Genomic DNA, 13432 nt, shown 5'->3' with positions numbered 1-13432 from the left:
CGCAAGCCCGGGATTTGCGGAGTAGCGTACAAGGCGGGATGCGCAATCCGGTCGCTGAGGGACTGTCGTCAGTCGGCCCAGGGACCTAATTCCATATTTGGAGCCATGAGATGGCGACACACTCGGCAGATGAAGCTCTTTGACGATCGTGGCGACGCTGGACGCCAGTTGGCGCAACGCCTGGCGCAGCTATCCGGCAAGGCCGTCGTCGTCCTTGGCTTGCCGCGCGGCGGGGTACCGGTGGCCTTTGAGGTCGCCAAGTCACTGCAAGCGCCACTCGACGTCCTGGTCGTGCGCAAGCTTGGCGTGCCGTTCCAACCCGAATTGGCTTTCGGCGCCATCGGTGAGGACGGCGTGCGGGTGCTCAACGACGACGTCGTCCGCGGGACACACCTCGATGCTGCCGCCATGGACGCGGTCGAACGCAAGCAGCTGATCGAGCTACAACGCCGCGCGGAACGCTTCCGCCGCGGGCGTGACCGCATCCCGTTGACCGGGCGGATCGCGGTGATCGTCGATGACGGCATCGCCACCGGAGCGACGGCCAAGGCGGCGTGCCAGGTCGCCCGGGCGCACGGTGCGGACAAGGTGGTGCTGGCGGTCCCGATCGGCCCAGACGACATCGTGGCGAGATTCGCCGGGTACGCCGATGAGGTGGTGTGTTTGGCGACGCCGGCGTTGTTCTTCGCCGTCGGGCAGGGTTACCGCAACTTCACCCAGACCTCCGACGACGAGGTGGTGGCGTTTCTGGATCGTGCTCACCGCGACTTCGCCGAGGCAGGTGCGATCGATGCCGCCGCTGACCCACCGCTTCGCGATGAGGAGGTCCAGGTCGTTGCCGGTCCAGTACCGGTGGCAGGGCACCTGACTGTCCCCGAAAAACCCAGGGGAATTGTGGTTTTCGCACATGGCAGTGGCAGCAGCCGGCACAGTATCCGCAATCGGTACGTTGCAGAGGTCTTGACCGGGGCCGGGTTTGCGACGCTGTTATTCGACTTGCTCACGCCCGAAGAAGAACGCAACCGCGCCAACGTCTTCGACATTGAGCTGCTCGCTTCCCGACTCATCGACGTGACCGGTTGGTTGGCCACCCAGCCCGACACCGCATCGCTGCCGGTCGGCTACTTCGGCGCCAGCACGGGAGCGGGTGCGGCGCTGGTCGCGGCCGCCGATCCGCGCGTGAACGTGCGGGCGGTGGTGTCCCGCGGCGGCCGGCCCGATCTCGCGGGTGATTCGCTGGGGAGCGTGGTGGCACCGACGCTGCTGATCGTGGGTGGACGCGACCAGGTGGTCCTCGAGCTGAACCAACGAGCGCAAGCGGTAATACCCGGGAAATGCCAACTCACCGTGGTCCCCGGCGCCACACACCTATTCGAAGAACCAGGCACGCTGGAACAGGTTGCCAAGCTGGCGTGCGATTGGTTCATCGACCACTTGTGCGGCCCAGGCCCAAGCGGCTAAACCGCTAGCCGGCCGGGGTGATCCCTGCGATCCCTGCGCGAGCAGACGCAGAATCGCATCAAAATCGCTGATTTTGTGCGATTCTGCGTCTGCTCGCGCCATGGGAGCCGCCGTCAGAACTCGCAGGAGCGGCCCGCACAGCCGCCGCTGAACTCCGTGTCAGCCTGCGCCAGTAGCGGTTTCGGCGCGGCGTAGGACAGTACCTGTCCTTCCCGGCTGCCGTAGCGATACACCGTGATGCCCTTGACCTTTGCCTTCCAGGCGGCCACATAGATGGCGCGGACGTCATCGACCGTCGCCGTGGCGGGCAAGTTGACCGTCTTGGACACGGCGGCCTCGACGTGGCGCTGCACCGCGGCCTGCATGCGCAGATGCCACTGCGGCGCGATCTCCGCCGCGGTCGGGAACGCGGCCCGCACCTCAGCAGGCAGCCGCGGATAGCCACGGACTCCGCCACGCTGAGCGATCTCGGCGATCAGCTCGTCACGATAAAAGCCCCGATCGCGGGCCAGTCGGTCGAAGCACGGATTGACCTCCAGCAGATGCCGGCCGACGATGGCGCGGGTGAACGCGATGGCGAACATCGGCTCGATGCCCGCGGTGGTTCCGGCGATCAGTGAGATGGTGCCCGTCGGAGCGACGGAGGTGACCTGTGCGTTGCGCCTCGGGCCCGACCGCGCGAACCGGCTATCGGTGAACGCCGGGAATGCGCCCCGCTCTTCGGCCAGCCTCCGCGATGCCGTGTGCGCCGCCTGCTGTATGCGACGCATGAGCCGGGTGGCTAACCGCACGGCTTCTTCACTGTCGTACGGAATACCCAGTGCGGCAAGCAGTTCCGCCAAACCCATGACTCCCAGCCCGATCTTGCGGGTGGCGCGGGCCGCCTCACCCAGTTCGGGGAAGGGGTAGCGGCTGACATCGATGACGTCATCAAGGAACCGCACCGCCACACCGGCGACCTCCTCGAGCCGGTCCCAGTCGACGCGACCGTCGGCGAGCATCCGGGCGAGGTTGATCGAGCCGAGATTACATGACTCGTAAGGCAGCAGTGGGACCTCCCCGCACGGGTTGGTCGCCTCGATGCGGCCTCTCCCCGGCACCGGGTTTGCCCTATTGATCGTGTCGAGAAACACCAGCCCGGGATCGCCACCGGCGTGCGCGGCTTTGCAGATGGCGTCGAACAGCTCGGCGGCGGGCATCCGCGCGACGATCTTGCCGGTTCGCGGATTGACCAGCCGGTGTAGGCCGTTGCGTTCGACGGCCCGCAGGAACGCGTCGGTCACACCAACCGATAGGTTGAAATGCGGGAGCTCGCTGGGGGATTCGGCCTTGGCGGTGACGAAATCACAGATATCCGGGTGCGACACATCAAGCACAGCCATACAGGCGCCACGCCGGCGACCGCCCATGGAGACCACACCCGCGGCACTGTCATACAGCCGTAGAAACGACACCGGTCCGCTGGCCGTGCCGCCCGTGGAGGCCACCCGATCCCCGGCGGGTCGCAGGTGGCTGAACGCATATCCGGTGCCGCCTCCAGCCCGCTGCAGCTCGGCGGCCTGTCCCAGCGTCGCAAAGATCGATTGCAGCGAATCCTCAATCGGCAGAACAAAACAGCCGGCGAGCAGTCCCAGGTCGGTGCCAGAGTTCATCAACGTGGGCGAATTCGGCAGGAATTCCAGGTTGCGTAATAGCGTGGCGAACCGCTCGGCCCACCGCCTCGACGAGCCCGGCTCATACTGGTCCTCGGCCGCCGCGACACAGCGCGCCGATCGGTCCATCAGCTCGCCGGTCGACTCGGCCGGCCGGCCCTGCTCGTCGTGCAGCAGATAGCGCTCGCGCAGTACCGTCACGGCCGCCAAGCTCAGCTTTAACTCGTCCCGCACGCCGAGCAAGGCCTTAGCCGTCCGCAGCTCGGCGCGCCGCTGCCGGTAGATGATGTAAACACGGGCCACGTCATCCAGACCGGCTTCCCCCAGCCGGGCCTCCACGCAGTCCTGAATGTCCTCAACGGGAGCGATACCGCGCCCGAGTGCGTCGGCGACGGCTTTCGCTACGGTGCCCGGCATATCGGGGTCGTCGCAAGCCACCTCGCGCGCTGCCCGCGTCACCGCTGCTTCGATCCGCGCGATGTCGAACGGCACCAGCGTTCCATCCCGGCGCCGGACTTTCGCCGGCCAGCTGACACCCACCGACTTCGTCGCTTGAGCGAATCGCCTACGTTCCCCTGGCATGGAGGATCGCCGACTGAACCGCGCCGAACCGATGCTGCGCCCGCTCGTCGGCCGCATTCTGCTCCTCCGCAGTGACCACGACCGCATCCGGACCCGGAATCACCGTCGCCACATGGTCGGTCTCGAGCCAGCGCACCACATACGGCGGCGAACCATCGGATGAGCGCACCTCAATAATCAACCCTCGGTGGTCCGGTTGATCTATCGTCGCGCCTTTGATCACCAGCCAGTCCCCGACCTTTGCCTTCATGAGCGTCCCTTCCTTGGGGACTTCAATCGTGCACGCACCCGGCGCAACGGCGGGAGGGCAGTAGGCCACCAGCGCCGGTGGCCAAAAGTCCCCTCGGGACCCGCTGGGCGACCCCATGCGGATACCCCAGCTGGTCACTGGCTGCCGACGGCTCTGGACGGCCCGCCACCGCGAGCGGCTGGGCATCCGGCACCCTGGGCTGTCGCTTGCGACGTGGCCGAAACGTCCCTGGTTGCCCGGACGCGGATGCGCGCGCCGCGGTGCGGCACCATGATGACGTGCTTTAGCTTCGGCCGTTCGCCGGAGGTCGTGGTGGTGCTCAACTCGACGCGGCGCAGGATCTCCCGAAGGACGACCCGCATCTCGACCATGGCAAAGGTGGCGCCGAGGCAGCGGCGGTTGCCGCCGCCGAACGGCAACCAGGTGGTCGGGCTCAAAGTGGCGCCAACCATCCGATCAGGGTCGAACCGTTCCGGATCCGGATACAGTTGCGCGCTCGCGTGCACCAGCCCGATCGCTGGGACCACCATGACCCCGGCCGGCAGCCGGTAACCGGCCACCTCCACCGCCTCGGTGAGGACCCGGCCCACGTCGTACACCACCGGGCGGATCCGCAGTGTCTCTTTGGCCACCGCGTCCAGGTACTCGTCGCCGGCTGGATCGCCGGCCGCGCTGGCGTCGGCCGCTTGCACGGCCTTGGCCAGGGTGACCGGGTGGCGGGTCAACCGCTCCAGTGCCCACGACAGTCCCGTCGCGGTGGTGTCGTGACCTGCGACCAGCAACGTTATCAGCTGGTCGCGCAGCTCGCGCTCGGTCATCGTCCGTCCGTCTTCGTCGGCGGCCCGAACCAGCATGGCCAGCGTGTCGGTGCGTGCGGCCAGATCGGGATCGGCTCGGCGGTCGGCGATCTCGGCGTACAGCAGGGCGTCGGCTTCTTCGATCCGCCGTCGCAGCCTGCTCCAGAGCCGATTGTTCAGCAGGCTCGGGTTGGCCAGTGCGAGCGTCGCCCACGGGCCCACGTTGAGCAGCCGCGGCATGACCTTGCGCAGCGCGGCGAGCCGGACCGGATCGCTGGCGCCTATGACGGTCCGCAGGATCACCTCAAGGGTGATCTCAGACATCTTGGGCGCCACCGCGAACGCCTTAGCCATCGGCCACCCGGCGATGTTGGCGGCGGCAATCTCGGCTATCGGCCCGGCCTGGCGCGCGACCGCGTCGCGATGGAACGGCGGCGACATCAGGCGACGCCGGTCGCGGTGCACGTCGTCGTCGATCAACAGCAGTGAGCTGTCGCCGAGCAGTCCGGCCAACATCGAGTTGGCTTCGCCGGCGTGAAAGACACTCGGGTTGCCGGCAAACACTGTCTTGATGGCGGCCGGATCGGACAGATACACCATGTGGCCGAACCCCGCGACATGCAGCGTGAAAACACTGCCGTAACGGCGTTGACAGGCCGTCAAAAAACGCAGCCCATGGCGCAACATCAACACGGCCTGCACCGAGCCGGAAAGTCGAGGTCCCGGCGGCAATCCCATCGACGATGTGCCGCTCATCGACACGATTCTATGTGTTCAATTTGTTGCTCAAAGCGCCGAGCGTGAACTGAGGCCGATTTGCCGTCCTCAGTTCACGTTGGTCGGCCACCCACCATGTCATTGCCCGCTATTTATAGGCCACCGCCGCGCTGGAGCCGCCGGCAAGCGGGATCACCTCGAACGAACGGAATCCCGCCTCGCCACACCACCCCCGGAAGTCGGCGGCGGAGTAGTCGAACGCGTCACCGAACTCGATAAGCATGTTCAGTGACATCATCAGGCCGGTTGTGTTTTCGCGTCGCGCGTCGTCGATCAATGTCTCGATCACAATGAAAGCCCCCTCCTTGGACAGGGCCTCGTAGGCCTTAGCGACCAACTGCTGTTTACGGTCGAGGTTCCAGTCGTGCAGAATCTGGCCCATCGTGATGACATCGGCCGCCGGCAGAGGGTCGGCCAAAAAGTCACCGGCGCACGCCTGCACCCGCTCACCCAAACCCTCGGCTGTCAGCTTGCGTCGAGCGATCTCGGTCACCGCGGGCAAGTCGAAGCTGACGCACTGCAAGTGCGGGTGAGCCGCCGCGACGATTCGTGACAACAGACCGTCCGCGCAGCCCACGTCACAGAGACGCCGGTAGCGCTCGAACGGAAAGCGTTTCGCGAGGAGCTCGATGTTGCGTCGCGACGCCGCGTCCATAGCCGCCATGAACGCCTCGAGCCGCCGAGGATCTGCATAGAGCGCCTCGAAGAAGGGCCGCCCGGTTTGCTTGACCTCGCTTTGTGCCTTCCCGGTCTTGAGCGCCTCGGTCAAATCCGCCCAGAAGCGGTAGTTGCGTTCGTTCCAGATCTTCAGCAGGCCGCCCGCGTAGGTGGGACGGGCCTCGTCCAGAAAGTGCGCTGTCTCCGGTGTATTGCGGTAGTGGGACCCGGGTCCGTCGCCGTCTCGCGCCAGCAAGTCCAGCGAGACCAAGGCGTCGAGGAAGTCAATCGCCGGTCGCTTTAGCAACCCGAGGCGGTCGGCAATGGCCTCGGCGGTCATGGCCTCATCGCCAAGTTCGGTGAACAGCCCAAGCCCGACCGCGGTAAGCAGTACCTTAGACGGGCCGTACCCGCCGCCGATCGCCATGATCCGATCCGGGCTCAACTCCACCACTTGACCTCCCGAAATTGTTGGAGTGCGGGTGTCGCGCCGCTGTCTACCGACCGTAGGCGACGTTGGGGCACCAACGCGCGGGCGTGGCCATGCCCGGCGCCCATGCCCGGATACCAGCTTGACCGTGGTGGCAGGTGCAGGATTCGAACCTGCGTAGCTTTCGCGACGGATTTACAGTCCGCTCCCATTGGCCGCTCGGGCAACCTGCCGCCTAGCAGGGTACAACGACCGGGTAGACAGAGCACACACGGCTATCTCGCGAAGGAGGGACGAACCGAATGGCGGACTCATCGTTCGACATCGTCAGCAAGGTCGACCGGCAGGAGGTCGACAACGCACTCAACCAGGCCGCCAAGGAGCTGGCCACGCGCTTCGACTTCCGCGGCACCGACACCAAGATCGCGTGGAAGGGCGACGAGGCCGTCGAGCTCACCTCGTCCACCGAGGAGCGTGTCAAGGCCGCCGTCGACGTCTTCAAGGAGAAGCTGATCCGCCGCGACATCTCGCTGAAGGCCTTCGAGGCCGGAGAACCGCAGGCCTCGGGTAAGACGTACAAAGTTACCGGCGCCCTCAAACAGGGCATTAGCAGCGAGAACGCCAAGAAGATCACCAAGCTCATCCGCGACGCAGGCCCCAAGAACGTCAAAACCCAGATCCAGGGCGACGAGGTCCGGGTCACCAGCAAGAAGCGCGACGACCTGCAGGCCGTCATCGCCATGCTGAAGAAGGCCGACCTGGACGTGGCATTGCAGTTTGTGAACTACCGCTAGTCGCGGCGATCTGGAGGGGCTGGCTGGATGTCCTGGCTACCCTGGTCGCTGATCCAGGATTTCAAGCGAGGTTCACGATGAGCGTGACTCCAAACGCCGGCTGTGTCGACGTCGTCATCGTCGGCGCCGGCATCTCCGGACTGGGCGCGGCCTACCGGATCATCGAACGCAACCCGCAGCTGACCTACACCATCCTGGAAAGGCGTGCGCGGATCGGCGGCACCTGGGATCTGTTCCGCTACCCCGGCGTGCGCTCCGACAGCAGCATCTTCACGCTGTCGTTTCCCTACGAGCCGTGGACCCGCGAAGAAGGCATCGCCGACGGCGCCCACATCCGCGAGTACCTCACCGACATGGCCCACAAGTACGGCATCGATCGCCACATCGAGTTCAACAGCTACGTTCGCGCAGCGGACTGGGACTCATCCACCGATACCTGGACCGTCACCTTCGAGCAGAACGGCGTGCACAAGCACTACCGCAGCCGGTTCGTGTTCTTCGGCAGCGGCTACTACAACTATGACGAGGGCTACACCCCCGACTTCGGAGGCATCGAGAAGTTTGGCGGCGCGGTAGTGCATCCCCAGCACTGGCCAGAGGATCTGGACTACACCGGCAAGAAGATCGTGGTGATCGGCAGCGGGGCCACCGCGGTCACACTGATCCCCTCGCTGACCGACCGGGCCGAAAAGGTAACCATGCTGCAGCGATCCCCGACCTACCTGATCTCGGCATCCAAATACAGCACGTTCGCCGCCGTTGTTCGTAAAGCGTTGCCTCCCAAAACTTCTCACTTGATTGTCCGAATGTACAACGCGTTATTGGAAGCGGTGTTCTGGTTCTTGTCCCGCAAGACACCGGTGTTCGTGAAATGGCTGCTGCGCCGTACCGCGATCAAAAATCTGCCCGAGGGCTACGACATCGAAACCCACTTCACGCCGCGGTACAACCCGTGGGATCAGCGACTGTGCCTGATCCCGGACGCCGACCTGTACAACGCCATCACCAGCGGCCGCGCCGAGGTGGTCACCGACCATATCGACCACTTCGACGCCACCGGTATTGCACTCAAATCCGGTGGGCACCTCGATGCGGACATTATCGTCACCGCCACCGGCCTGCAGTTGCAAGCGCTTGGCGGGGCCGCGATCAGCCTCGACGGCGTCGAGATCGACCCTCGGGATCGCTTTGTCTACAAGGCGCACATGCTCGAAGACGTGCCCAACCTGTTCTGGTGTGTGGGTTACACGAACGCGTCCTGGACGCTGCGCGCCGACATGACGGCCCGGGCGACGGCAAAACTACTGGCACACATGGCCGCCCATGGACACACGCGCGCCGCCCCGCACCTGGGCGACGAGCCGATGGACGAGAAACCGTCCTGGGACATTCAGGCCGGCTATGTGAAGCGGGCGCCGTACGCGCTGCCCAAGTCCGGCACCAAGCGGCCGTGGAATGTACGACAGAACTACTTGGCCGACGCCATCGACTACCGATTCGACCGCATCGAGGAGGCAATGGTGTTCGGCGCGGCATGATTGCTCCTGCGGTTCGTCGACGGCTATCAAATGTCCGGTTGCCGCAATACGCTGAACGCCATGGCAGCCAACAAGCGCGAACCCAAAGTCGTTGTCCTCGGCGGCGGTTCCTGGGGCACCACCGTCGCCTCCATCTGTGCGCGCCGCGGACCAACCTTGCAGTGGGTGCGCTCGGCGGTCACCGCGCAGGACATCAACGACAACCACCGCAATAGCCGATACCTCGGCAACGACGTGGTGCTCAGCGACACCCTGCGCGCCACCACAGACTTCACCGAGGCCGCCAACTGCGCCGACGTCGTTGTCATGGGGGTGCCCTCGCACGGTTTCCGCGGAGTGCTTGTCGAGCTGAGCAAAGAGCTGCGACCCTGGGTGCCAGTGGTGTCCCTGGTCAAGGGGCTCGAACAGGGCACCAATATGCGGATGTCGCAGATCATCGAGGAGGTACTGCCCGGTCATCCGGCAGGCATCCTGGCCGGCCCGAACATCGCCCGCGAGGTGGCCGAGGGCTACGCGGCCGCGGCGGTGCTGGCCATGCCCGACCAGCACCTGGCGACCCGGCTATCAGCAATGTTTCGCACCCGGCGCTTCCGCGTGTACACAACTGACGACGTCGTCGGTGTCGAGACGGCGGGCGCCCTCAAGAACGTCTTCGCCATCGCGGTCGGGATGGGCTATTCGCTGGGTATCGGCGAAAACACCCGCGCCCTGGTGATCGCCCGCGCGCTGCGCGAGATGACGAAGCTGGGTGTGGCAATGGGTGGGAAAAGCGAAACGTTCCCCGGACTGGCCGGTCTCGGCGACCTGATCGTCACCTGCACCAGCCAACGCAGCCGCAACCGGCATGTGGGCGAACAACTCGGCGCAGGCAAGCCGATCGACGAAATCATCGCATCGATGAGCCAGGTCGCCGAGGGCGTCAAAGCTGCCGGTGTGGTGATGGAGTTCGCCAACGAGTTCGGGCTGAACATGCCGATCGCCCGCGAGGTCGACGCCGTCATCAACCATGGTTCGACGGTGGAGCAGGCGTATAGAGGCTTGATCGCCGAGGTCCCCGGACACGAGGTGCACGGCTCGGGGTTTTAGGCTTGCCACCGCTGCCGGCACGCATGCCGGTGATGTCCGCACAACGATAGTTCGGCTGTTGCGTTCGGTCAGTGGGACGGGCGCGTCCTCGCCGCACGCCGGCATGCCAGCCACGAACTGATCGACCGCCTCCTCGATAGCGGCGCCTGACTCATCACCGATGGCATCTCGATACCCACAGTTATCAGCCGCGCGCCATCGCCTCCAGCCGGCGAATGCGGTCCTCGATCGGTGGGTGAGTCGAAAACAGCGATCCGATCCGCTCACCCGCCCGGAACGGGTTGGCGATCATCAGGTGCGCCTGGCTGGCCAGCTGCGGCTCCGGCGGCAGCGGCGCCGCCTGGACGCCGCCGGAGATCTTGCGCAATGCCGACGCCAACGCCAGCGGGTCCCCGGTCAGGACGGCACCCGACTCGTCGGCCTGGTACTCCCGCGATCGCGACACGGCCATCCGTATCACGGTTGCCGCGATCGGGCCCAGCAGCGCAACCAGAAGCAGTGCAAAGGGATTGGCGTTGTCTCGGTTGCCGCCGAACATGCCGGCCCACATGGCCATGTTGGCCAGCGCGGTAATCACCGCTGCCAGCGCACCTGCCACACAAGAGATCAGGATGTCGCGGTTGTAGACGTGAGACAGCTCGTGGCCCAGCACGGCACGCAGCTCACGCTCATTGAGGATACGCAGGATGCCAGTCGTGCAACACACCGCGGCATTGCGCGGGTTGCGGCCGGTGGCGAACGCGTTGGGTGCGGCGGTGTCGCTGATGTACAGCCGGGGCATCGGCTGGTGAGCGCTGGTCGCCAGCTCTCGAACGATCCGGTACATCGCCGGCGCCTGCAGTTCGGAAACCGGTTGCGCATGCATCGCCCGCAGCGCCAGCTTGTCGCTATTGAAGTAGACGTAGACGTTCATTCCGACGGCGAACAGCGCCGCCAGCATCAGCGCCGTCCTGCCAAACAACGCGCCGACGGCCACGATCAACGCGGACATACCGACCAACAGCAGGAACGTCTTCAGCCGGTTGGCATGCGGATGCCAAGTCATCAGTGCGTGTCCTCCTAGAACACCTCAACTTGGGAGATTACTGCTGGTTCAACGCCTGAGGGGTATCCGCTGGTTCCGCAATCGAGCCTGGCCGGGCAACCTAGCCGTGCCGGCTCACGGTGTAGTCGACCAGCGCCGCCAGGGCACGCCGTCCCGGGACGTCGGGCAGTAAGGCCAGCTCGTGACGTGCCTGAGCCGCGTACTGCGCCAGGACGTCTTTGGCCCGGGCCATGCCCGGCGACGCCCGCAACAATGTCAGCGCCTCGCGCACCTCGGCGTCGTCGTCGACCGGTCCGTTCAGCAGTGCGCGCAACCGAGCGCAATCGGGCCCTGATTCCCGTAACGCGTAGAGCATCGGCAGGGTGTGTACTCCTTCGCGCACATCGGTACCGGGCAGCTTGCCCGACTCGTCAGACTCGCTGTCGATGTCGATAATGTCGTCGGCGATCTGAAACGCGGTGCCCACCACGCCGCCGAGGCGGCTCAGCCGTTCGACCTGTTCGTCGGTGGCACCGGAGAACATCCCACCCAGCCGGCCGGCCGCCCCGATTAGACTGCCGGTCTTCTCCTGGACCACCTTCAGGTACTGCTTGATGGAGTCCACGTTCTCCGACGTGCCGCGCGTCTCACGCATCTGCCCGGTCACCAACTGGGCGAAGGTGTCGGCGATGATCCGCACCGCCTCCGGTCCCAACCTCGCCACCAGCCGCGATGCGGTGGCCAGTAGGTAGTCGCCAGCCAGGATCGCGACGTTGTTACCCCATTGCGCGTTGGCGCTGGGCGCGCCGCGGCGGACCTGGGCCTCGTCCATCACGTCATCGTGGTAGAGGGTCGCCAGGTGGATCATCTCGATCACCGCCCCGGCGACTGTCACCGCTGCGGCATCCGGCTGCGGCCCGATCTGCGCCGACAGCACGGTGAACAGTGGACGGAACCGCTTGCCGCCGGCATTGAACAAGTGCAGCAGCGAATCGCTCATCACCTCGTCGGCCTGGCGCAGCTCGGTGTCCATGAGTTGCTCGACTCGCGCGACACCAGCACGCACGGCCGCGGCAAAGACAGCGTCGCCCAGGTCAACGCCTGCCACCACCGTCGCCGGAGTCCTCACTCGACCAACATACTGGTGAGCGTGGATGACAGTGCCGACGTGGTGGTCGTGGGCGCCGGACCGGCCGGGTCAGCTGCGGCCGCCTGGGCTGCCCGCGCGGGCCGCGACGTCCTCGTCATCGACACCGCCACCTTCCCCCGCGACAAGCCTTGCGGCGACGGGCTGACACCACGCGCGGTCGCCGAACTGCACCAGCTGGGACTAGGTAAGTGGCTGGCGGACCACATCCGGCATCGTGGGTTGCGGATGAGCGGCTTCGGAGGCGAGGTGGAAGTGGACTGGCCCGGTCCGAGCTTCCCGTCGTACGGCAGCGCGGTGGCCCGTCTCGAGCTGGACGACCGGATCCGAAAGGTCGCCGAGGACACCGGTGCGCGCATGCTACTTGGCGCTAAAGCCGTTGCTGTTCACCATGATTCATCGAGGCGGGTGGTATCGCTGACCCTGGCCGACGGCACTGAGGTGGGCTGCCGCCAGCTGATCGTTGCCGACGGGGCCCGATCCCCGCTGGGACGCAAGCTGGGCCGGCGATGGCATCGGGAGACGGTCTATGGCGTCGCGGTCCGGGGGTACCTGAGCACGGCGTACAGCGATGACCCGTGGCTGACGTCGCATCTGGAACTGCGCTCCCCCGACGGCGCCGTGCTACCCGGCTACGGCTGGATCTTTCCGCTGGGCAACGGCGAAGTGAACATCGGCGTGGGAGCGTTGTAGACCTCAAGACGGCCAGCCGATCTGGCCCTGCGCCCGCTGATCTCCTACTACACCGACCTGCGCCGTGACGAGTGGGGCTTCACCGGCCAGCCGCGCGCGGTGTCGTCGGCGCTGTTGCCGATGGGCGGCGCGGTTTCTGGAGTGGCCGGGTCCAACTGGATGCTCATCGGCGACGCCGCGGCCTGCGTCAACCCGCTCAATGGCGAGGGCATCGACTACGGGCTGGAAACCGGGCGGCTGGCCGCCGAACTGCTGGATTCGCGTGACCTGGCACGGCTGTGGCCGTCGCTGCTGGCCGACCGCTACGGTCGCGGCTTCTCGGTTGCGCGCCGGCTAGCGTTGTTACTGACCTTCCCACGGTTCCTACCCACGACTGGGCCCATCACGATGCGCTCCACCGCATTGATGAACATCGCCGTGCGGGTGATGTCCAATCTGGTCACCGACGACGACCGCGACTGGGTGGCGCGGGTGTGGCGCGGTGGCGGTCAATTGTCCCGGCTCGTCGATCGACGACCGCCGTTCAGCTGACGGCCGGCAACCA

10 protein-coding genes, 1 tRNA gene and 1 pseudogene are annotated in these 13432 nt (G+C 65.9%); 5 read left to right on the top strand and 7 right to left on the bottom strand.

The window, feature by feature from the left end; all coding sequences use genetic code 11:
* Positions 1-129: 129 nt before the first annotated feature.
* On the top strand, positions 130-1461 hold the full coding sequence (locus FF952_RS03010; RefSeq protein WP_003403001.1) for a phosphoribosyltransferase family protein: 1332 nt from the start codon (positions 130-132) through the stop codon (positions 1459-1461).
* Positions 1462-1574: 113 nt separating this feature from the next.
* Here the strand turns inward: FF952_RS03010 and FF952_RS03005 are convergent, their stop codons facing one another.
* From FF952_RS03005 to FF952_RS02985, 5 genes are all read right to left on the bottom strand, one after another.
* On the bottom strand, positions 1575-3653 hold the full coding sequence (locus FF952_RS03005) for an adenosylcobalamin-dependent ribonucleoside-diphosphate reductase (protein ID WP_003402998.1): 2079 nt from the start codon (positions 3651-3653) through the stop codon (positions 1575-1577).
* Positions 3654-3678: 25 nt separating this feature from the next.
* Positions 3679-3945, bottom strand: a complete 267-nt coding sequence (locus tag FF952_RS03000) for a DUF1918 domain-containing protein (protein ID WP_003402995.1) — start codon at positions 3943-3945, stop codon at positions 3679-3681.
* Between the two features lie 134 nt (positions 3946-4079).
* Positions 4080-5498 (bottom strand): cytochrome P450, encoded by a 1419-nt coding sequence (locus FF952_RS02995; protein ID WP_003402992.1) that lies wholly within the window; start codon positions 5496-5498, stop codon positions 4080-4082.
* Between the two features lie 109 nt (positions 5499-5607).
* A complete protein-coding gene (locus FF952_RS02990; protein ID WP_003900173.1) occupies positions 5608-6627 on the bottom strand; it encodes a methyltransferase in 1020 nt (339 codons plus the stop codon).
* 128 nt (positions 6628-6755) lie between these two features.
* Positions 6756-6839, bottom strand: a tRNA-Tyr gene (locus FF952_RS02985).
* Between the two features lie 69 nt (positions 6840-6908).
* Here FF952_RS02985 and FF952_RS02980 point away from each other — a divergent pair.
* The 3 genes from FF952_RS02980 to FF952_RS02970 all read left to right on the top strand — a co-directional run bounded on the left by FF952_RS02980 (position 6909) and on the right by FF952_RS02970 (position 10024).
* Complete coding sequence (locus FF952_RS02980) at positions 6909-7400, top strand: YajQ family cyclic di-GMP-binding protein (protein WP_003402987.1); 492 nt, start codon at positions 6909-6911, stop codon at positions 7398-7400.
* Between the two features lie 77 nt (positions 7401-7477).
* Positions 7478-8938 (top strand): flavin-containing monooxygenase, encoded by a 1461-nt coding sequence (locus tag FF952_RS02975; protein WP_003402981.1) that lies wholly within the window; start codon positions 7478-7480, stop codon positions 8936-8938.
* A 60-nt stretch (positions 8939-8998) separates the two neighbouring features.
* Entirely contained in the window at positions 8999-10024 is a 1026-nt protein-coding gene (locus FF952_RS02970) for an NAD(P)H-dependent glycerol-3-phosphate dehydrogenase (RefSeq protein WP_003900965.1), read from the top strand.
* A gap of 184 nt (positions 10025-10208) precedes the next feature.
* On the opposite strand, the gene htpX is transcribed toward FF952_RS02970, so the two are convergent.
* Both htpX and grcC read right to left on the bottom strand, forming a co-directional pair.
* Entirely contained in the window at positions 10209-11069 is an 861-nt protein-coding gene (gene htpX / locus FF952_RS02965) for a zinc metalloprotease HtpX (protein WP_003402959.1), read from the bottom strand.
* 100 nt (positions 11070-11169) lie between these two features.
* Positions 11170-12177, bottom strand: a complete 1008-nt coding sequence (gene grcC, locus FF952_RS02960; RefSeq protein ID WP_003904430.1) for a polyprenyl-diphosphate synthase GrcC — start codon at positions 12175-12177, stop codon at positions 11170-11172.
* Between the two features lie 15 nt (positions 12178-12192).
* Here grcC and menJ point away from each other — a divergent pair.
* A pseudogene (gene menJ, locus FF952_RS02955) lies at positions 12193-13419 on the top strand (menaquinone reductase MenJ).
* Positions 13420-13432: the final 13 nt, after the last annotated feature.

Source organism: Mycobacterium tuberculosis complex sp. N0072, assembly GCF_030323725.1.
Lineage (GTDB): Bacteria > Actinomycetota > Actinomycetes > Mycobacteriales > Mycobacteriaceae > Mycobacterium > Mycobacterium tuberculosis.
The sequence above is the reverse complement of the archived record's forward strand: the minus strand, read 5'-3'. Positions and strand labels throughout refer to the sequence as shown.